The organism is Chryseobacterium metallicongregator, assembly GCF_031324065.1.
Classification (GTDB): domain Bacteria; phylum Bacteroidota; class Bacteroidia; order Flavobacteriales; family Weeksellaceae; genus Chryseobacterium; species Chryseobacterium metallicongregator.
Genome location: NZ_JAVIXS010000020.1, coordinates 493,380 through 513,798, shown reverse-complemented (window position 1 = coordinate 513,798; position 20,419 = coordinate 493,380). Strand labels below are relative to the sequence as shown.

Annotated in this window: 17 protein-coding genes and 1 riboswitch; of the genes, 4 read left to right on the top strand and 13 right to left on the bottom strand. The window is 35.8% G+C overall.

Annotated features, from left to right (window positions below):
• Position 1: 1 nt before the first annotated feature.
• Entirely contained in the window at positions 2-463 is a 462-nt protein-coding gene (locus REB14_RS20235; protein ID WP_309523107.1) for an Lrp/AsnC family transcriptional regulator, read from the bottom strand.
• Positions 464-658: 195 nt separating this feature from the next.
• Positions 659-844, top strand: a riboswitch (cobalamin riboswitch).
• 179 nt (positions 845-1,023) lie between these two features.
• Here REB14_RS20235 and metE point away from each other — a divergent pair.
• Both metE and REB14_RS20225 read left to right on the top strand, forming a co-directional pair.
• Complete coding sequence (gene metE / locus REB14_RS20230) at positions 1,024-3,327, top strand: 5-methyltetrahydropteroyltriglutamate--homocysteine S-methyltransferase (RefSeq protein ID WP_309523106.1); 2,304 nt, start codon at positions 1,024-1,026, stop codon at positions 3,325-3,327.
• 209 nt (positions 3,328-3,536) lie between these two features.
• A complete protein-coding gene (locus tag REB14_RS20225; protein WP_309523105.1) occupies positions 3,537-4,247 on the top strand; it encodes a hypothetical protein in 711 nt (236 codons plus the stop codon).
• 1 nt (position 4,248) lies between these two features.
• Here the strand turns inward: REB14_RS20225 and REB14_RS20220 are convergent, their stop codons facing one another.
• Positions 4,249-5,046 (bottom strand): helix-turn-helix domain-containing protein, encoded by a 798-nt coding sequence (locus REB14_RS20220; protein WP_079241363.1) that lies wholly within the window; start codon positions 5,044-5,046, stop codon positions 4,249-4,251.
• A 115-nt stretch (positions 5,047-5,161) separates the two neighbouring features.
• The gene (locus tag REB14_RS20215) at positions 5,162-6,577 is read right to left on the bottom strand and encodes an aldehyde dehydrogenase family protein (protein ID WP_309523104.1); all 1,416 of its coding nucleotides are present in this window, start codon (positions 6,575-6,577) and stop codon (positions 5,162-5,164) included.
• Between the two features lie 496 nt (positions 6,578-7,073).
• On the opposite strand from REB14_RS20215, the gene REB14_RS20210 reads away from it, so the two are divergent.
• Positions 7,074-7,721 carry a DUF1062 domain-containing protein gene (locus REB14_RS20210; protein WP_079241365.1) on the top strand — a complete coding sequence of 216 codons (648 nt, stop codon included), beginning with the start codon at positions 7,074-7,076 and terminating at the stop codon, positions 7,719-7,721.
• 47 nt (positions 7,722-7,768) lie between these two features.
• Here REB14_RS20210 and REB14_RS20205 read toward each other — a convergent pair whose 3' ends face one another.
• The 8 genes from REB14_RS20205 to REB14_RS20170 form a co-directional block, all read right to left on the bottom strand.
• A complete protein-coding gene (locus tag REB14_RS20205; RefSeq protein WP_309523103.1) occupies positions 7,769-9,007 on the bottom strand; it encodes an RNA polymerase sigma factor in 1,239 nt (412 codons plus the stop codon).
• A 90-nt stretch (positions 9,008-9,097) separates the two neighbouring features.
• Positions 9,098-10,009 carry a PhzF family isomerase gene (locus REB14_RS20200; protein ID WP_309523102.1) on the bottom strand — a complete coding sequence of 304 codons (912 nt, stop codon included), beginning with the start codon at positions 10,007-10,009 and terminating at the stop codon, positions 9,098-9,100.
• A 139-nt stretch (positions 10,010-10,148) separates the two neighbouring features.
• The gene (locus REB14_RS20195; RefSeq protein WP_079241368.1) at positions 10,149-10,550 is read right to left on the bottom strand and encodes a DoxX family protein; all 402 of its coding nucleotides are present in this window, start codon (positions 10,548-10,550) and stop codon (positions 10,149-10,151) included.
• 13 nt (positions 10,551-10,563) lie between these two features.
• The gene (locus REB14_RS20190; RefSeq protein WP_079241369.1) at positions 10,564-11,184 is read right to left on the bottom strand and encodes a hypothetical protein; all 621 of its coding nucleotides are present in this window, start codon (positions 11,182-11,184) and stop codon (positions 10,564-10,566) included.
• 65 nt (positions 11,185-11,249) lie between these two features.
• Positions 11,250-11,849 (bottom strand): Crp/Fnr family transcriptional regulator, encoded by a 600-nt coding sequence (locus REB14_RS20185; RefSeq protein WP_309523101.1) that lies wholly within the window; start codon positions 11,847-11,849, stop codon positions 11,250-11,252.
• A gap of 133 nt (positions 11,850-11,982) precedes the next feature.
• Positions 11,983-12,396, bottom strand: a complete 414-nt coding sequence (locus REB14_RS20180) for a hypothetical protein (RefSeq protein WP_309523100.1) — start codon at positions 12,394-12,396, stop codon at positions 11,983-11,985.
• 197 nt (positions 12,397-12,593) lie between these two features.
• The gene (locus REB14_RS20175; protein WP_309523099.1) at positions 12,594-13,796 is read right to left on the bottom strand and encodes an MFS transporter; all 1,203 of its coding nucleotides are present in this window, start codon (positions 13,794-13,796) and stop codon (positions 12,594-12,596) included.
• 116 nt (positions 13,797-13,912) lie between these two features.
• A complete protein-coding gene (locus REB14_RS20170; RefSeq protein ID WP_309523098.1) occupies positions 13,913-14,869 on the bottom strand; it encodes a helix-turn-helix domain-containing protein in 957 nt (318 codons plus the stop codon).
• A 271-nt stretch (positions 14,870-15,140) separates the two neighbouring features.
• On the opposite strand from REB14_RS20170, the gene REB14_RS20165 reads away from it, so the two are divergent.
• Positions 15,141-15,986 carry a hypothetical protein gene (locus REB14_RS20165; RefSeq protein WP_309523097.1) on the top strand — a complete coding sequence of 282 codons (846 nt, stop codon included), beginning with the start codon at positions 15,141-15,143 and terminating at the stop codon, positions 15,984-15,986.
• 135 nt (positions 15,987-16,121) lie between these two features.
• On the opposite strand, the gene REB14_RS20160 is transcribed toward REB14_RS20165, so the two are convergent.
• Both REB14_RS20160 and REB14_RS20155 read right to left on the bottom strand, forming a co-directional pair.
• On the bottom strand, positions 16,122-16,733 hold the full coding sequence (locus REB14_RS20160) for a response regulator (protein ID WP_309523096.1): 612 nt from the start codon (positions 16,731-16,733) through the stop codon (positions 16,122-16,124).
• Positions 16,734-16,738: 5 nt separating this feature from the next.
• Positions 16,739-19,729 carry a sensor histidine kinase gene (locus REB14_RS20155; RefSeq protein ID WP_309523095.1) on the bottom strand — a complete coding sequence of 997 codons (2,991 nt, stop codon included), beginning with the start codon at positions 19,727-19,729 and terminating at the stop codon, positions 16,739-16,741.
• Positions 19,730-20,419: the final 690 nt, after the last annotated feature.

Sequence of the window (20,419 nt, the reverse complement as noted above, 5' to 3'; positions counted from 1 at the left end):
ATTAAATGGTGAGTCCATGGTTATTTTTTACCTCAGCCATCACAAAAGTACTGTGCGTACTTCCTATGGAATCTACAGATCCGAGCTTATTGAATACAAAATCCTGATAATGCTTCATATCCCTTACCTGAACTTTCAGAAGGAAATCAAAATCTCCGGAGATATTGTAGCATTCGGCAACTTCTTCAATTTCTAAAATCTCTTTTACAAAATCATAGCCTACAGATCTGTCATGAATTTTAAGTTTGATCTGGCAGAAAACAGTAAACCCACGATTCAGTTTTTCAGCATCAAGAACGGCTGCATATCTTTTAACAAACCCATCCTGTTCCAGTCTTTTTACCCTTTCAAAAACAGGTGAGGTGGATAGGTTGATTTCTTTTGCAAGTTCCTTAACGGTCAGTTTAGCATTTTTCTGGAGCAGCCTGAGCAGCTGCAAATCCTTATCATCGAGTTGTTCCACAGAATATTATTCTTTTAAATGATTAAAACAGTCAAATGTACAGAATTATATTCTTCTATTTGTATTTTATAAAGTTTAATTTGCTTAATTATTTGATGTTGGTTGTAGTTTTATTCTGTATTGTTAATTTTACACAAAATTAAAAGCTTTTACTGATGGCCATAGTCAAAGGTAAAAGTACAGTTCTTTACAGATACTTCATCAAACAGGAAAGGTTTTACTTAAGGTAGATTAATAGGGAATCGTGTGCAAATCACGAGCTGTCGCGCAACTGTAAGTAACACACCAAAGGTTTCTGTCCTTGCAGATCCACTGCCAAAAGCGGGAAGGATGACGGAAACTGTTACAAGTCAGGAGACCTGCCTTTACTGAATTGACAATGCTTTCGCGGTCTGAAGCTTTGGGGTCATACAGATGATATATCGGATTTGAGTATTTTCTTTTTTAAAGGAAATTACACTGTCTGCTATGTCATGACTTTCCTGAATCTTCTTCTGCTAAAACATCACGAAGCCTTTTAAAGAACTTTCCCAATAAGTTTAATTAAAAAGTTTAAAAAAATGCAAACTCACATCCTTGGCTATCCGCGTATTGGTAGCAAAAGAGAACTTAAAAAAGCCTGCGAGCAGTATTGGTCAGGTAAAATCCTTTTGGAAGAACTTCTGAATACCGGAAGAACGATCTGTAACCAAAACTGGAATATCCAGAAAGAAGCAGGGATAGACCTTATTCCGTGTAATGATTTTTCATACTATGACCAGGTATTGGATATGAGCCTTGTAGTAGGAGCAATTCCAACACGTTATCATGAAGTAGTGCTTAAAAAGAACAATACTGAGTTGGATCTTTATTTTGCGATGGCAAGAGGATATCAGAAAGACGGATTGGACATTACCGCAATGGAAATGACCAAATGGTTCGATACCAACTATCACTATATCGTTCCGGAATTTTATAAAAATCAACAGTTTAAACTGAGCTCAGATAAAATTTTCAATGAATTTGCAGGAGCAAAACAAGCTGGAATCAATGCAAAACCGGTGATTATCGGACTGGTTTCTTATCTGTTATTAGGAAAAGAAAAAGAAGAAGGCTTCGATAAATTGGATCTGGCTGGAAATCTTCTTACTGTTTATACAGAGATTTTAACTAAACTTCAGGATCAGGGAGCAGAATGGATTCAGTTTGATGAACCTTTTCTTGCATTGGATTTAACAGAAAAAGCCAAAGAAACGTATCTTTCTGTGTATGCCGAAATCAGAAAACGTTTCCCGAAACTGAAATTTATTGTAGCTACGTATTTTGACGGATTAAAAGATAATGCGTCACTTGCTGTTTCCCTTCCTGTGAATACATTGCATGTTGATCTGGTGAGAAATCCTGAACAACTGGATGAGATTCTGAATGTTATTCCTGAAAGTTTAAGCCTTTCATTAGGAGTAATCGACGGTAGAAATATCTGGAAAAATGATTATGAGAAATCATTGTCATTCATCAGAAAAGCTGTTGAAAAATTAGGCTCTGAAAGAATTTTCATTGCACCATCATGTTCATTGCTTCATTCACCTTGTGACCTTGATTTTGAAACCAATCTTAATCCTGAAATTAAAAACTGGCTGGCTTTTGCTAAACAAAAAGTGACAGAAGTAGTAACCCTTAAAGAATTGGCATCCGGAACGGAAAATGAACAGATTCTTGAAACTTTCGAAGAAAATAAAAAAGCAATTGAAAGCAGAAGAACTTCTTCTCTTATCCATAATGATCAGGTAAAACAAAGAGCGAATGCAGTTACTGAAAAAGATGCTCAGAGAATAAATACCTTCAAGATCCGTAAAGAAGAACAGCAGGAAGTATTGCAGCTTCCTTTATTTCCAACCACCACCATCGGGTCATTCCCGCAAACCACAGAAGTAAGAAGCTGGAGAGCAAAATTCAAAAAAGGAGAGCTTACCGCAGAACAATATGATACCTTGTTGAAAGAAGAAACGCAGAGAACAATCCGCTGGCAGGAAGACATCGGAATTGATGTATTGGTTCACGGAGAATTTGAGCGTAACGACATGGTGGAATACTTCGGAGAACAGTTGGAAGGATTTGTATTTACTAAAAACGGTTGGGTACAAAGCTACGGAAGCCGTTGTGTAAAACCTCCTGTGATCTTCGGTGATGTTTCCCGCCCGACTCCAATGACCGTGTATTGGTCTGAATATGCACAATCTCAGACTGAAAAATGGGTAAAAGGTATGTTGACAGGTCCGGTTACGATTTTACAGTGGTCTTTTGTACGTGATGATCAGCCTCGTTCAGAAACATGTAAGCAGATTGCTTTGGCAATCCGTGATGAAGTGGTGGATCTGGAAAAAGCAGGAATCAGAATTATTCAGATTGATGAACCTGCAATCAGAGAAGGACTTCCATTAAGAAAAACTGACTGGCAGAATTACCTGAAATGGGCCGTTGAAGCGTTCAGAATTTCAGCAAGTGGGGTAGAAGATGCCACTCAAATTCATACTCATATGTGTTATTCTGAGTTCAATGATATTATTGAAAACATTGCCGATATGGATGCTGACGTGATTACCATAGAATGCTCACGCTCTCAGATGGAGCTGCTGAACGCTTTTGCAGATTTCAAATATCCGAATGAAATTGGTCCTGGAGTGTACGATATTCACTCACCAAGAGTTCCTTCAAAAGAAGAAATGATTGAACTGCTGAGAAAGGCTCAGAATGTCATTCCTGCCAACCAACTTTGGGTAAATCCTGATTGCGGACTGAAGACCAGACATTGGGAAGAAACAGAAAAAGCATTAATCGCAATGGTGGCCGCTGCTAAAGAAGCTTCAGTAGAATATGCAATGTAGAAAATTTTTAAAATAATTAGATTCAATAATTCAGATCGTGTCATGATTTTCATGGCACGATCTGTTATTTCTAAAGGTTAAAATAATGAATATTCTATAATATTCTATTCATTTTTATATTCTATTTTTGCAGCTCGGCAAATTTTGATACACTATCTTTTAAATAGATGTTAAAAGCTGGTCAAACTAATACACTATACATTAAAACCATGAAAGAAGCATTTCCTGAAATGAGATCGGAAACTTATAATCCTACATACATCGCCAGGCTGAGATGGAGTATTGTCATTCTTTTTGCTGCCATTGCTGTTGTTTTACTGAGATTTTTTATTGATGCTTTATCCGACCCTTCTACAGACACCGCTTCTGATATGATCTTTTTATTACTGTTTCTTATTGCAGGTTCACTGGCGGGTTGGCTGGTGTATGAAATGATGAGGAATCAGGATGAAAAAATCAGTGGTCTGCTCATCAATCATCAGGGAATTCTGTTCCTCAACAGGAATGATGAAGTGCTGTCAGCAATCAAATATTATGATTTGGTAAAGAGTGATAATCCTTATACAAAAGATATATTTTCAGAATCCCGCGCTTCCGGAAAGTACAGCGATTTCAGAAAGAATCTGTATGTTCATGAAAAAGATGAAAACAGAAACCCTCAGAAGAAACTGGTCAATCTGGATGTGATTCCGCTTAAAAACCGATATGATCTTATCGGGCATTTTCTGAAAGGTGTACATGTGTTTCGCCCAGATTTGAAAATTAACCCTGAAGTATACAAAGACTTTTATCTTGATGAAAAAACACTGCGTTATGCTCCTGAAAATCTTAAGAGTGATATGAAGATGAAAATTATTACAATAGCAGTCGTTATTCTGGTGATTCTTGCTTTCAGGTATTTCTTTTTAGAGGAGATCTAAGTTATTTTGCCTGTAATGCGCTTGGCGGATAGCCGAACTGTTTTTTAAATGCAAACGAGAAATGGGATAGATTTTCAAACCCAAGATCAAGATAAATATCAGAAACGGATCTTCCTTTTTGAGTAAGCAGAAAATGGGCTTCCTTTAATCTACGAAGCTGCAGCCACTGTCTTGGCGGAACTCCGAATATTTTTTGAAAATCTCTTTTGAACGCAGACAGACTTCTCCCCGTTAAGTAAGCAAAACGCTCTACATTGACATTGAAATGAAAGTTTTTGTTCATAAAAGTTTCAATATCTATCTTATATGGTTCAGAAAAGTCAAATAAAACATCCTTAAGACCCGGATCATAATTCAGCAGCAAGAGGAGAGCTTCTTTTTGTTTAAGCCGAAGAATTTCCTCAGAGGCAGGAAGATCTTCATAAGGCAATAATGAGTACATAAATGAATGTAATGCCTTTTGTTCCGGTTTTATATAGGCAGGAACATTGTCTTTCTTTTCGGCCTGATATCCATACTCGCGGCTGAAATCATGAAGCATGGCATCATCAAAATAGATGGATATGGTTCTGATTTCTCCATTTTTAGGAGGATATTTTGCGAATTTCAGTAAACTGTTTTTCCTTGCAGAATAGAGTTCTCCTTCCTTGAATATCGTTTTTGTGATTCCGTCATTCAGTTCCATTTCCCCCGAAAGAACAAGACCCAGACTGTGAATCCGTGCAAATTGTTCTCCTTCCCTGAATTCTGAAAAGTGACAGGAATAATTGATGGGAAAAGGAATATTATTTTCGCTCATGGCTCAGATAGGTATTTCTTGATAGATTCTTATTCAAACTTACAAAACTTTTTAGGATGATAGAATCTTCACAGCAAAACAATCATAAGAATATTTTGCTGTGAAGAATATCATATTAAACCAGAATTGCTTTGGGTTCCAGATAAGCTTCCAATCCGAATACACCAAACTCACGCCCGATACCACTTTGTTTGAAACCACCGAAAGGAGCATAAGGATCATGGGCAAACCCATTAATGCAGATTCTTCCGGCATCAATCTGTGCAGCTACACGTTCTGCATGTTCCTGATCGGCAGAACTGATATAAGCTGCCAGACCATATGTGGTGTCATTGGCAATAGCAATAGCTTCCTCTTCATTGGTATAAGGAATAATAGACAGTACAGGCCCGAAAATTTCCTCTTGCGCAATACGCATATCATTACGAACATTGGTAAAGATGGTCGCTTTCACGAAATTACCATTTTCAAGACCTTCCGGTTTACCTTCACCACCTGCAAGGAGAACAGCACCTTCTTCCTGTCCCAGACGGATATAACTTTGTACTCTTTCAAATTGTTTGGCACTTACCATCGGACCTACAAGAGTATCTTCTTCGTTAGGATTTCCTACTTTTACCTGTCCTGCAGCTTTTTTAGCAAGTTCATTTACTTCCTCCAGTTTGTTTCTCGGAACAAGAAGGCGGGTAGGAGCAATGCATGCCTGTCCATTGTTCATATAAGCCCCGAAAACTGCCATAGGAATTGCTTTCTCAAGATCGGCATCTTCCAGGATAATATTAGGAGACTTTCCTCCAAGTTCTAAGGTTACTCTTTTCATGGTGTCTACAGCTCCTTTAGCAATTGACTTTCCCGTTAATGTAGATCCGGTGAAAGATATTTTAGCGATATCACGATGCTGTGTAATTTCATTTCCGACTACATTTCCTAACCCGTTGACAATATTGAATACTCCTTCAGGTAACCCTGCTTCATGAAAACATTCAGTAAGCAATTGGGTTTGTGCAGCACTCATTTCACTAGGTTTGATGACGGCTGTACATCCTGCAGCAATGGCAGTAGCCAGTTTATTACAGATGAAGCTGTTGCTGGCATTCCATGGAGTGATAATTCCAACTACACCTAAGGATTCAAAACGTACTTTAGAATGTCCTGCCGTTCTTTCAAAATCATAAGATTCTAAGGTGTTGATGGTGGCTGTAAAGGCAGAGATTGCATTTTGAACACTCATTCTGCAGAATTGTAATGTTCCGCCATATTCATTCACCATAGCAGAAACCAGTTCATCTTCTCTTTTGCTTACGGCTGCGTGTAGTTTTCTAAGTAGGCTGATTCGTTCTTCTTTTGTTGTTTTTGAAAATGTTTTAAAAGCTTTTTTTGCAGCTGCAATAGCTATTCTTGTATCTTCTTCATTTCCCAGAAGCACTTCTCCTGTTTTTTGATTGGTAACCGGATTGATAAGATCAAAAGTCTCTGTTCCTTTTGGCGTAACAAATTCGCCGTTGATGTAAATTTTATTAATCTGTCTCATTTTGATGATTTTAATACCACAAAGTTCGGCAGAAACGGAAAGGATAGGTTTGTTGTATAGCCCAATTTTTCTTTGTTGTGTGGTTCATTTTATAACTTGTGCATTTTGTTTTTTTTGAATTTATCTGTGAAAATGCTCTGTTCTTCAATAAAATTGACTATTTTTATCATAACCAAGTAAATAACTCGTTTTGAGAACCACTCTTAAACTTATTTTCGCTTAGTATCAGTCTCAGTAACCACAGGCTGATCGTTCTTTCGTTTGGGTAATTCTACCCGAACAGGTTTTTATTTCATCATATTATTTTATCGTATTACCTATTAAAGGTGACTTTATCTGCTGTTTTTGCTTTGAGTATTGATCAAAACTGAAATATACAGCAAGACCATGGCTTAAGAAATAATCTTTGAGCTATAATCCGGATATATGTAACCCTTGTAATGCGTGAATACTATGGAAAAAATCCAACAAAGAATATTAAGCACGATTATAAGTAATGAATACCCAACATATCTGGGAGGTAAAAGCGAAAAATACTCCCTTACTCAAAAAGAAATGCAATCAATGTAGCAGCGACAGATTTCAATGCAGCGATAAATTCAGACTGAATGCGCAGAAAAAGAATATTGATATATGGCTGATTTATCGATGTGTAAAATGTAACAACACCTATAATATGACGGTATTTTCAAGAATCAGAACAGAATCTATCAGTAAAGAAATATTCAACAAATTTTCAGAAAACAATACGGAAATTGCCTGGCAATATGCCTTTTCACAGGAAATAAGAAGAAAAAATAATGTAGAGGCCGACTGGGAAAGTGTAGAGTATGAAATTCTGTATCCCAATCTTCCGGTAGAAGATCTTATCCATATGGAGAGCGAGGTAGTTTCGTTTCAAATACAGTCTCTTTTTAATTTTAATATGAGAGTTTCAACAGTACTCAGAACCTGTTTAGGTCTTTCATCCTATAAATTGAACTTCCTGCTTGATTCTGATGCAGTTTATTTTAATCAAAAACCGTTGCTGAAGAAATATAAAATTACCAACGGTGACCGGATCGAGATCAACAGGCATGCATTGATTAATACATACCTTATAGGAAAAGAAGATTTTTTTCTCAATACGGTAGACGATCAATAATTAAAACCGCCTTCCGGTTATTGATCGGAAGGCGGTTTATTTATATTTTAGTTTGGATGTTGTAAAAGATGAATATGTTTCCGCAAAGTCTGCTTTTCCTGTTTTGATTGGGTCAGACGAATCGCTTCTTCATAATGATGAATCGCCTTATCAATATGAAGTTCAGAATATAAATATCCGAGTAAACCATGATAATACCCGTTGCTGATGAGATTGAGTTTTTCTGCTTCAGCAAGTGCTTTCTCATTTCCATAGACTTTGGAAAAAGCAAAAGCTCTGTTTAAAGCAGTAACAGGAGAATATTCAATAATGATAAGCTGATTGTAAAGGGTTAAAATATGCTGCCATTTATCTTGGCTGGCAGATGTAGTATGCCAATACGCAATTCCTGCTTCAAGATGGTATTTTGAAACTTCATTGCTGTGAGTTTGGCAGGCTTCTATCAGATAATAGTTACCTTTTTCAATCAAAGCTTGATCCCACAATGATTCATCCTGTTCATCAAAAAGAGTAGCTTCTCCTTCATCATTGATTCTCGCTTCCAGCCTTGAACTCTGAAAACACATCAAAGCGAGCAAAGCATTGGTTTTAGGGGTGTTGGTAAAGGGGTTGTCAGTAAGAATCAGAGTAAGTCTTATCGCTTCCAGACAAAGGTTTTTCCGGATTAAAAGATTATTAGTTCTGGAAAAATACCCTTCATTAAACAGCAAATATAAAGTAGTCAGTACGGTTTCCAAACGCTGATAAATATCCTTTTCGCTCAAAGAATCTATGGTAAAATGATGCGTTCTGAGAGCTTGTCGCCCCCGCTGTAATCGTTTTTTTATGGTTTCTTTTTTGGAGAGAAAAGCATTGGCAATTTCCTCTATGCTGAAACCGCAGAGAATCTGCAATGCCAGAGATATTTGGGTTTCCTGAGAATTGACTGGGGTGCAGATCGCAAAAATCATTTCCAGCTGACTGTCGGAGATGTTTTTGGTATCAAAGTCTATTGCTGGAAACTCCATTTCAGTTGTTTTTATATCTTCCTGTTTGTTTTTTTCAACCACGGAAAGGTGTTTGAAATAATCTTTTGTTTTATTCTTGGCCACTGTGTAAAGCCACGCTGCAGGATTATCAGGAATTCCGTTTACAGCCCAATATTCTGAAGCTTTCAGAAAAGTTTCGCTGGCAATATCTTCCGCAATTTCGATATGTTTTATATCAAATGTTTTGCAAAGCACCGCAACGATTTTGCTGTATTCGGTTCTGAATAAATGTGGAGTAATTTCCTTCGGATTTGTCATGGTATATGAAAAGGGTCTGCCCAATTTTTATTTTACCTTTAATGACGATCAATGGTCTTCAATAGGGACATTTTTCTCTTAATATCGGTATTATTGCAGATTCATAGTTGTTCTGAAAACACATACTGCACTTCCGGTGATATGTATGATATCAGGTTGATTGTCTTTGATACTGACCTTTACTTTTACTTTACCAATCCTGTTGATAGCTTCACCTTGCTTTCCAGTGAATTCAAAAATACCATCAGCAGCTTCTTTGATTTTGTTTTGAATAAGATAACCTCCCAGAGGACCGTTGGCATTTCCAGTCACCGGATCTTCAGAAATACCGATGGCTGGAGCAAACATTCTTCCATTGGTTAAAATATCTTTTTCATCTGTATCGAAAGTAAATACAAAATATCCGTTACATCCGATTTCTTTGCTAAGCTTTGCTAAAGCTGAAAGATCAGGTGTCAGTTGATTTAAAGTTATATTGCTTTTGATGCCGATCATTACTTTTGAATGGCCTGTTGAAGCAATCTGTACCGGACATTTTTCATCAAGATCATCTATGGTAAATCCCAAAGCCTGCACAATTTTTTGAGTGGCTTGAACATCAAAAACAGGACTCAATTCAAAACTTCCCTGTGTCATCGTGATGAGATAATCATTGTTTTTTCTTTCAATATAAATCGGTAATATTCCGATTTGTGTTTTAATTCTAATGGTACAGGAATCCAATTGCTCTTCCTGAGCTTTTGCATACAGTGCTGCAATGGTAGCATGCCCGCAGGATGGAACTTCCGTGGTAGGAGTGAAATAGCGAACGTTATAATCAAAGTTTTCTTCTTGAGAATCAGATGTAAAAACAAATGCGGTTTCAGAATTGTTCAGTTCTCTGGCGATAAGCTGCATTTCTTCAGAGGTCATATTTTCTGCATTTAATACAACTCCGGCAGGATTTCCTTTGAATTTTTCTTTGGTAAAGGAATCAATTTGATACACGATTACTTCTTTCATGACTAACGATTAAGGTTACTGTAAAAATACGGAATGAAACCGGTGTCTAATGCCTGTTTTTATTGTCATTTGGTAAAAAATAAACCAGAATCCTGAGATTCTGATTTATCAATGAATAGAAAGTTTTTGTGGGGGAATTTTAATCCCATTTATTTTGGGTTGAAACTGCATATTTTCCAGCACCAGTAAAGAAAAAACTTAGACTTACAAGCATATAAATCACAAGCAGTTCCAAAGCCCAGCCTCCAAATTCATTAAGCTTGAAAATATTGGCTGTTTGTGCCAGTATGGTAGCCGTGAAGCAATTGGCAGCAAAGATCAATCCTGCAAGACGAGCCCTGAATCCTATGATTAGCAGTACAGGAGCTATAATTTCTCCGGCAAACACACCATAGGCAAAGAATGATGGTAAGCCATGCATGATCATCATGTCTTGAATAAACCCAATTCCGTTAATCAACTTACTGATTCCATAAACAGACATGGGAAACCCGATTGCTACTCTGGTAATAAGTAGTCCTAAATCAATGTTCTTTTTCATTTCTTATCATTATTTAAAAGTTATATTTTACAAATGCCCCGATATTTTCCAGGGTCTTTTTTCCATTATTAAACTGGTCGAAATTGGAAGCCAGTCCGTACATCATTTTATCCTGTTTTACTCCTAGTCTGATAAACTGCAAACCTCTGGGATATCCGCTGTCATCAATATTCCCAATAGCGAGTACACTGAAATATCCTTTGAAATTTTCTGTCAGATAAGGAGTGTACTCAAATGATATAGATTGTTCCAGAGAAAACCCTTTCTGATACGTAGTTCCTATAGAATAGGAGAGAGAATAGGAGGGTTGGATAATCTTATACTGCAGGTAAGCACTGAAAAATGCTCCCGGGTTTTTCATTCCAAATGCAGCATTGGCACTCAATCTTTTGGTAAGAGAATAGGATAGGGTATTTCTGATGAAGAATATATTCTCTTTGTCTTTGGTATATTCTGTATCAAATAAGGTGAGATTGTTCAATTTCAACCGGTCATTCAGTTGAAAATTGACATTATGCATATAAGTATAGGAACGATGTCCTAAAACAAGATCCGGGGTATAGGAAAGTTTCTGTGCATTCAGGTTCAAGGAAGCTGATGCCAGAGCTGTTATAGCGATAATTTTTGCCTTCATATTTCACTCTTTAAATTTCTGAGAGCAAAATTATTCGGGCTGGAGGGGAATAAACTTAAGAAATCTTAAGAAACATCAGACAGGTGTTTTTTTCTCAGATAACTCAGATATTCTACCGTTATTCCAAGGTAGGAAGCGATCATGTATTGAGGGAAACGCTGCTCGATATTACGGTAAGTAGTGACAAATGTTCTGTATTTGGTGTAGGCATCAACGCGAGAGTGCTCAAAAGTTCTTTCCTGTAAAGTAACATAGGCAGACTGCATTTTCAGACGCCAGAATTCTGAGATAGCCGGAACTTCTTTGTACAGTAATTCCAGATTGCTTTTACTGATCTGGATGATGGTGGTATCTTCATTAGCCTGAATAAACATTCTTGAAGGTAACTCACTCAGATAGCTGTAAAGATCATTCACCCACCAGTTTTCAATGCCAAGCTGAGTGGTATTTTCTTTTCCTTTTTCGTCAATATGATAAGCAAACAGGCTTCCCTTTGCAATGAATCTCATGTGTCTTGAAATCTGTCCTTCGCGAAGCAGAAAATCTTTCTTTTTAAGCTGAATGATTTCCAATTTGGAAGTAATACGGTCAATATCCTGATCTTCTAAAGTAACTATTTCTTTAAAATGTTCTATCAGCTGTAAAAGAATTGGATCTGCATTCATCGTTAGATTTTGTAAGTATGTCGTACAGATGCAAATTTACAGAAATTACCAGGATTGAGATAAAACGATTATACATAAGAAGACCACAATTTACGGGCTAAATTGTGGTCTTCCTCAACTAAGAACTATTTAACTACGATTCTGTTTTCAAATAACCATAATGTAAAACAGTTTCCTTTCCGAATAAGCTTGAGAAAATATTCTGAAACTCATGGATGTATTTACATTTTATGGCGTTCCCGTATATTTTCAGCCCTTCCAGTATTTTTCTGGAGCTCAGGTCTATATCGTATTTTATAAAGGATTCCGGCCTTTCATATCGGATACTCTGTTCAGAACTGTACGTTCTTGAGAATCCAAGCTTTTCAAGCCATTCTTCAGTGATCTTAATAGGTTTGATGGAGGCTGCCGGAACTGAAATACTTTGAATATCATTTTCAATTTTAACAAAATAAGCCTGTTCAACATTATGGAAGATCTCAGTGATCGTATAAATCTGATTTTTGTACTCGACCAAGTTCTTGATTTTTAGATCTGCTACGTTCATAATATTTTGAATTTTAGTTGATGATATGGTCTCAGATAAACAGCAAATAGTATGCCCGGCATTGTATTGTTAAGCCTTGTTTTGGTGAAGATTAGGTTAAATTTTTGCTATAAAAAATTAATGATATGTTAAAATAGTACGTCTATAAAGGGTTTGTCACGCTATCATGAAATATAGAATGTGGTATGTATGTGGTATTAGTTTTTTACTCTTGCTTTTGGAGTGGTATTAAAAGTTGTCAGAAGAAGAGCTATAATAACGGATATGATAAGAACTCCTATGAAAACATTCCAGGAATAGGCATGAAGCAGATAACCGGTACCACTTCCCAGAATACTTGAGCCAAAATAATAAAACAGCCAGTAAATAGAAGTGGCTGAAGATTTCCCACGTTTGGCATACAAAGCGGTCATCTGGCTTGCCATAGTATGGGCTGCGAAGAATGAAAGGGTGAAAAGCCCAAGTCCGAAAATAAGGATATAAATGTTTTCAGACAGCAATAAAGCAGCTCCGATAATCATAGACAGGATGGATGCTTTAAGAATATTATTCATGGGAAACCTTCTTGAAAGGCGGCCTACGATCATCGTTCCGAAAACTCCAAAAATATACATCAAAAAGATAAAGGCAATGATAAAGTGGCTTAATGAAAATGGTTTGGCCTCTAGTCTGAATGTCAGGTAATTATAAACACTTACGAAAACGCCCATTAATAATGCTGCAGTACAATATAAACGGAGCATATACGGGTTGGTAAGAAAAAACTTCATCTGTTTTACCTTAAGATGGTAGTCTGTTTTCTGAGGATTAAAAAACTTTGATTCCGGAAACAGTTTCCAGAATACGGCACCGAGAATGAAACTTTCTATGCCAATCAGAAGAACAGCATTACGCCATCCGAATTCCCCTGCAAAAAGAGTTGCCATTATCCTTCCGCTCATTCCTCCGATTGTATTTCCGCTGAGATACATACTGATGGCTGCAGGTACTGCCAGAGCATCTACTTCTTCTGTAAGATAGGCAAGGGCAACTGCTGAGACGCCCGAAACAACAAATCCTTTCAATACTCCGATAGCAATCAGGAGGCTTAAACTTGGAATCCAGGTTGAGATAATAGTAAGTACAGCAGATGAAATCAATGAAAAAACCATGAGATTTTTTCTGGAATAGCTGTCCGCTTTAAAAGCAAAAAACAGTAATCCCAATGCCATACCTATTGTGGATGATGATACCAGCAGAGAAGTATCACCTACAGATACTCCGAACTGTTGTGCAGCCATTGGCAGCATCGGCTGGAAAAGATAAAGCTGTGCAAAAACCGAGAGTCCTGAAAAGAAAATACAAAGTTTTATATATCGGAAACGTGAGCTTCCCTGAAGTGCTTTTTCAGATGAATTCATGATTTTTTTGCAATTAAAATGCAGTGGTTTGATGGAAAAATTAAGTGCTGTAAATTTCCTGATTATTTTCCGAATTTAAAAATCATTATCTCAATAATATATATTGGTGAAACAAATCAATGAAGCTGCAGACTGTTGATGTATTCTGAAGGAGTAATATTCTCCATCTGTTTGAAAACCCTGTTGAAGGTAGACTGATTAGAGAATCCTGCCTCAGTGTAAATATACATAAGGGTCACTTTTTCAATATCATTTTCATTAAGCAGCCTTTTTACACATGCAATTCTGTGCATATTCAGATAATTATTGAAGTTGGGATATCCTTTTGCACGAATGGACTTTGAGATATAACTGCTGTTGATTTCCATTTCTGTAGAAAGCTTTGATATATTGAAGTTAACATCTTTATACAAATGTTTTTCTGTCATCACAGATTCAATTTTTTCAAACAGTTCATCAGCAAAAGGAGCCTTCTCAGGTGTTGAAACAGACTGTATTATTGTACTCTGAGCCTTCTCCTCAATTTCATGGTAAATTTCAACTCGTTTTATTTTATCCTTAAAATAGAGCAGGAGTGCTATGACAGCTACGTTGGAAACCATAAGGATTGTATCTGTAATTCTCACATCCTCAGGTCTGTGTACAGGGAATTTAAAGCTGAAGGTTTTGGAAATAAGGTAGCCTGCAATTATATTCAGCAAAGCAAATAAACTGTAAATATATACATACTTCCTTTGAAAGAAAACATAAGCGGCCAGCGGAATGGGGATAAGCCAGACAAAACTTGCTATGGAATTGTTCCAGAAAGCAAGCATAATATAGAAATTGTAAAGTGTCGCAATAATGATATAAGAATGTACCATTACATTGACGGAATAGGTTTTACGAACAATCAGATAAGTATAATCCAATAAAAAAAGTCCTCCAAAAAGATACCATGCCATTATTTTATCAGGAATGACAAAGGTAAATATCAACCCAAATATCGCAAGAATGACAGACATCAGAATGTTGTAATAATAAACCAGCTGTCTTTTGTACTGTTCAATTTTTATGTCTTTGTCGGCGGTCATTTGTGGTAGGAGGTAATTTTAAATCATTTCAATATCTTCTCATAACAGTCAGATATTAGAAAATGACTGGTTTAATCTGTTGATTATTAATTATTTGTGTTTTGTGAGCTGTTTCCGGTTTTTCATTGATTCCTTATGAATTTGATTTATCAATGCAGATAACTTTGCATCAGCTAGCTCAACAAAGGCTGATTGATGATCTATCAATTGACCCTAAATGATTTATTCTATTCTTAAATAAATCAAATAATTTTTAAACAAATATACTAAAATGAAAAAAATAAAATTACCTCTTGCCAGCATAATGATGTGTTTTTCACTAGCCGCATATTCCCAGGTAGGTATTAATACAGATTCCCCTAAAGTAACATTACATGTAGAAGGAAAACCGGACGTGGCTACCGTGCCTGATGGTGTAATGGCTCCCAGAATGACAGGAGACCAGTTAAGAGCTAAAGACGATGTCTATTTAGCGGCTCAAACAGGAGCTTTGGTCTATGTCACTCAAGCAGTAACTGCCCCTTCAGTAAAAACGGCCAAAGTAGATAAAGCCGGTTACTATATGTTCAACGGAACCACCTGGAAATTTGCTTTCGGAGGAAAAGATGATGACATTACGATCGGAGATTTAATCTACTATCATGGAAGCATCCCTGCAGGTACTTCCGGAGCGACCACATTAGCAAGTACCTATCTTACAGACCTTCCTGTTTTAGGAGGTTTCTTAAGACTTGATGCACAATTTAACAGCAGTTCAGCAGGAACCGGAGCAGCTACCACTTTTAATCCGAGACTTTATAATGTAGGAACTTCAGATGTGAAAATATGGGTTTCAGAAATGTCTACCCATACCGGTGATTCTGACAACGGAAATATTAAATTATCACCAGGAGCTTACAGACAGTTTGATGATGGTGTTTATCTTACTCAGACCCATAATGAGACCGTAACATTTGATATTACGATACAAGAACCCGAACCAAGATGGTACCGAGTGTATTATGCATTTCGCGTAGATAATAAATCTACAACAGGAAGCAGTGATGCTACAACCACAGATTCCAATACTTCGGATAACACAAGGGAGTTGTTTCTCTCTGTACAGAGACTGTATTAATTAGTCGCCTGAAGATTCTAAAAATACAATGATTCTATAAAATTATACAAAATCAATGGGTTAGCTGTTTAAAAATCTAATGAGATTTGTGTTTTTTCTGGGGCTGGAATACTATGAAGTTCCGGCCCCGTTTTCTTAATGCATCATTTCATAGACTTTGATCAGTTCTGCAATATTTCCGACAGTAAGCTTTTGAAAAATCCTTTTTTTATAAGTGCTTACTGTAGACATCTGAATATTGAGCTTGTTAGCAATTTCCAGATTACCATTGCCATCCGCCAGAAGTTTGAAGATTTCGTATTCCCTGGATGATAACTTTTCTACGGGATTATTTCTTTTGTTTTGAATAATAAGACCAATCAGCTCTGCAGGATAGAAATATCCTTTTTCAATTACAGTTTTCACAGCATTTTTAATTTCTTCTTCACTGCTTTGTTTATTAAGATAGCCTTCAGCTCCTTCTCTGATATATTGGATGGCTACATCTTTGTCATATCCTGAGAATATGAGAATTTTAAGGTCATTCTGTATATCTTTAAGCTCCGGGACCATTTTTTTATACTGAGTTCCCGGCATATCAATATCTAAAATAATAAGGTCATACCGTTGATTTTCCAACTTCTTTTTCACCTGGTCATAATTTTCCGCAAAATCTATATTCAGCCCCGGATAAGCAGTTTCAAGAACCAGAGAGGTTCCTGCTCTTACCACATAATGATCATCAGCGATTAAAATTCTTTCATTCATAAAGATTAGTTTTTTTTGAGTGTTATTTCCACAACAGTTCCTTTAGGATGGTTTTGTCTGAAGTTCATTTCAGCATTGATCTTTTTTACCAGATGGATAACCATATGCAGACCCAATCCTTTTCCTTTAAAGCTGGGTGTTTCCAGTTTTGGATTTCTGAACAGGTTCATATAAATAGAAATCTGTTCTTCAGACATTCCTGTTCCTGTATCAGTAATGAGTATGGTGGATTTTTGTGGATTTTCGGTAATAGTAAGGGTTATATTTCCTTCAAAGGTATTTTTCACTGCATTATCAAGGATGTTATGAATAATAGCAGTTAAAATACTTTCGTTTACCCTAGAAAATATAATACCTTCAGTAAGATTGGTAATTGTAGTCCCTTTTTCTTTTGCAATTTCACAGAATAATTTATTCTTGATTTCCAGAATTCTGTTGATGGGATATTCTTTTTCTTCAAAAATATTTTCAGCCTTATAAAGTTCAGTGTACTCTTTCAAATTCAGGGTAAACTGATACAGTTGTTCAGAAGATTTATAAATACTGTCAAAGTACTTTTTCTGAAGTTCTACATCATCAGATTCATGCAGTTTCTGAGAAAGCATGGCAATAAATCTGATCGGAGTGGTAATGTCATGACTGATAGTTTCCACAAGTTTCTTCTGATATTCCGTTTCTTTCTGCAGGTTGTTTTTTACGACCTCCAGGTGAAGAGAGGTTTCCTTCAGTTCAGAGTTTTTATTATGAACAATCTGTTTTAAAGCTTTATTTTTTATCCTTAGAAAATTAGTGGTTAACTGAACAATAATGATGATGATAATAAGGATAATAATGGACGCAGAAACCCTGAAAAGCAAGGTCTGATAAAAAAGAGGCTGGATTTTAAAACGTATGGTCTTTTCTTCATATTTCCCGTCAGCAGAAATCAATACTCTTACACTCAAGGAGTAATCTCCGGGAGAAAGGTTGCTGATGGTGTATTTTAATTCTTTTCCTGTGGCAATCTTTTCCCATTCGGTATTTTCTTTTCCTGATATTTTTGCCTCTATATAAAGGTTTTCAGGATTGGAAAAATAAGGAATATCAATAAAGACATCCGCTGTTTTGTAATCATTTTTCAAATCAAGGATCTGATGAAAATACTGAGGTTCAGAATTTCCTATTTTTACCCGTTCAATGTAAATTTTATTTCTTCCAGGATAATAAGTCTGAATATTTTCCGGATTGAAAAATACAAAACCATCCATGGAAGGAAACACAAAATCTCCATTTTCAAGAGCGTAAGCATTAGGTTCTGAACTTCCATTAAATTCATTGGTCAGAAAACCGTCTTTTTTAGTGAAACGATAGTAAAAAACCGGAGTTTTTTTGCCTTCCGCATACTGCAGTAATTGTTTCTTAGCGACTTTAAACATTCCATTATTCGAAGAAATCCAATAATATCCTTTCTGATCTTCAAGAATATAATGAGCCGACTGGAGATAATCGTTCACGTCGTTTGGCATCTTGATAAGCTTGTGATTCCTGAAAAGATAGAATCCGTTTTTGTTTGTAGTAATCCATATCAGATTGTCCTTTGTTCTGATAATACTTTTGACATGTATGTTTTTGATTAACGGAGTTATGGTATTGCTGCCAAGTGTGATAGAATAAAGTCCGTCACTGTTTCCTGTCAGAATTTCATTCTCATTGTATTGATAAAAAATATTGACAAAACTTTTAAAAGTATAGGTAAAATCCGGTTGTTTAAATATGTCCTTTCTGTAAAGATGAAGCTGAGTTCCTGAAAGATCTGTGAAGGTAGTGCCGTAAAGGCTTCCGCTTTTCATAAATGTTTCAAGTCCCTTTTTAACAAAAGTGGAATCCTTTTTTTTATATCCCGAATTTTTATAAAACCTGATAATAGTGTTTCGTTTTCTGATCAGAATATTTCCGGAATGGTCATACATCATCAGATAATTGTCATTGTTTCCGAATAGATGGTTTTTTACAATCCCATTTCGTCCGAATTCTGTTCCGTCCTCAGCAATAATCGTATTTTTACTGAAAGGAAGTGATGCAAAATATACATTACTGGAAAAATCGGCCTCTTTCCTTGAAACATAGAAATTGGAAAGTTGCAGCACATTCAATCCATTATTAAGAGTTCCCAGATACAATTTGTTGAAACTCTCATCATAGTACATGGAGCAATATGAGTGATTACCGATTTCTTCAAAGTTGACAAGAAATTTCAAACGGAGATCCTTTTCATTTCCTTCTAAAAGGTAAATATTGTCATGATTGATAATAAAAGTCTGATTGGTGATCTGTTGCCAATAGATTTTAGTGTCAGGATGATTAAAAAGTGTAGGTTTATCAGAAACAGAAAGGTGCCCTTTGTAGATGGAATAGGTTTTTCTTTTTTTCAGATCATTGACGAACAGGTGGTTATTCAGTACAAAAATATAGTTCAGGTCTTTATTGGTAAAAGGAAAAGCAATTTTTATTTCCTTTTTTCCTTCCTTATAGATGATGGCATTCTTTTCTGTAAAATGATAAACAGAATTTCTAAGCTGAATAAAATATTGGATGTCATTATAGAAATCCGATGTAATGATATTATTGGCAATGCGATGCAGGATATCTGTACCGTTAGAATAGGTCATTTTATCACCCTTAGTAAGGCTTGCCAACTTTGGAAACCTGTTTCTGATAATGATTTTATTTTCCTGGAAATTATTAAGAACGGTGATGCTGTCAAGGCAGGGATCTCCTATAAACTCACCAAAATGAAGATTATTTACCCTGAAATTATTAAAGGTAATAAAAGAGCTCCCGTCATACCGTACCAGCCCGTTTTCAGTAGAAATCCAGATGAAGCCATATTTGTCTTTGACAATGGCCTTTGCACTGCTTTGGGGAAGCCCGTTATCTATGTTATACCACGTAGATGTATAGTGCTGCCCGGAAATGTTTAGATAGATACAAGCAAAAATTAATGCCCAAACTCTCATATATGTGCAAAACTGATCTATATCTGCTGCTAATGCAATAGACGGTTAATAATAGTATTTGTACAAGTCAAAGTTTTTTTAAAGGGCAGGAACGATTGAAAATAAATTTTTATCATTGAAGTTTTCTGGTCTTTTGTGTTTTATATTTTTTGATCGTGTAAAAATAGTGAAATTATGGCGATAAATTAGTATTGCATATTTTGTTTTCTATAAGTTTTATCATGTATTGCAGACAATAGGCCATTCAATTTTTTTTGACAAATTATCATATTTCAATAATAAGTGATAAATTTATATCACATTCATTTTAAATCATCTTTTGTAGATCTCTGTATTGTGCTGGATTTCTGAATTGTTTTAGAATTTTATAAATGAGAAATATTTTCGTGCTTGAATAATTTTATTAGTTTTTAAATTAATGGTTAAAGTTTTGTTTAATTGATTTTGTAGTAAAACTTCGACAAAAAAAAGATGGTTTATTCTACATGATAACTTTGTCAGGGCTTATGGATATTCATATTTTTGCAAAAATATTCTCACAACAATTAAGAAGCTTTATTGTCAAAATAATGATTCTAAGAACACAAACGGTTTTTATCTCAAAAACAAAAGAGACTGTACTAAAAGTAAACAGTCTCTTTTTTATTTTTAAACATTCAGAATCCTTTTTAAATCAAAAAAAACCTCCCG

Excerpts from the sequence above, each read along its gene's own strand:
- REB14_RS20180 (WP_309523100.1), bottom strand. The coding sequence starts at position 12,396 with ATGAACGTAGCAGATCTAAAAATCAAGAACTTGGTCGAGTACAAAAAT.
- REB14_RS20175 (WP_309523099.1), bottom strand. The coding sequence starts at position 13,796 with ATGAATTCATCTGAAAAAGCACTTCAGGGAAGCTCACGTTTCCGATAT.
- REB14_RS20205 (WP_309523103.1), bottom strand. The coding sequence starts at position 9,007 with ATGACAAATCCGAAGGAAATTACTCCACATTTATTCAGAACCGAATAC.
- REB14_RS20200 (WP_309523102.1), bottom strand. The coding sequence starts at position 10,009 with ATGAAAGAAGTAATCGTGTATCAAATTGATTCCTTTACCAAAGAAAAA.
- REB14_RS20185 (WP_309523101.1), bottom strand. The coding sequence starts at position 11,849 with ATGAATGCAGATCCAATTCTTTTACAGCTGATAGAACATTTTAAAGAA.
- REB14_RS20155 (WP_309523095.1), bottom strand. The coding sequence starts at position 19,729 with ATGAGAGTTTGGGCATTAATTTTTGCTTGTATCTATCTAAACATTTCC.
- REB14_RS20215 (WP_309523104.1), bottom strand. The coding sequence starts at position 6,577 with ATGAGACAGATTAATAAAATTTACATCAACGGCGAATTTGTTACGCCA.
- REB14_RS20160 (WP_309523096.1), bottom strand. The coding sequence starts at position 16,733 with ATGAATGAAAGAATTTTAATCGCTGATGATCATTATGTGGTAAGAGCA.
- REB14_RS20210 (WP_079241365.1), top strand. The coding sequence starts at position 7,074 with ATGAATACCCAACATATCTGGGAGGTAAAAGCGAAAAATACTCCCTTA.
- REB14_RS20195 (WP_079241368.1), bottom strand. The coding sequence starts at position 10,550 with ATGAAAAAGAACATTGATTTAGGACTACTTATTACCAGAGTAGCAATC.
- REB14_RS20225 (WP_309523105.1), top strand. The coding sequence starts at position 3,537 with ATGAAAGAAGCATTTCCTGAAATGAGATCGGAAACTTATAATCCTACA.
- REB14_RS20190 (WP_079241369.1), bottom strand. The coding sequence starts at position 11,184 with ATGAAGGCAAAAATTATCGCTATAACAGCTCTGGCATCAGCTTCCTTG.
- REB14_RS20220 (WP_079241363.1), bottom strand. The coding sequence starts at position 5,046 with ATGAGCGAAAATAATATTCCTTTTCCCATCAATTATTCCTGTCACTTT.
- REB14_RS20170 (WP_309523098.1), bottom strand. The coding sequence starts at position 14,869 with ATGACCGCCGACAAAGACATAAAAATTGAACAGTACAAAAGACAGCTG.
- metE (WP_309523106.1), top strand. The coding sequence starts at position 1,024 with ATGCAAACTCACATCCTTGGCTATCCGCGTATTGGTAGCAAAAGAGAA.
- REB14_RS20165 (WP_309523097.1), top strand. The coding sequence starts at position 15,141 with ATGAAAAAAATAAAATTACCTCTTGCCAGCATAATGATGTGTTTTTCA.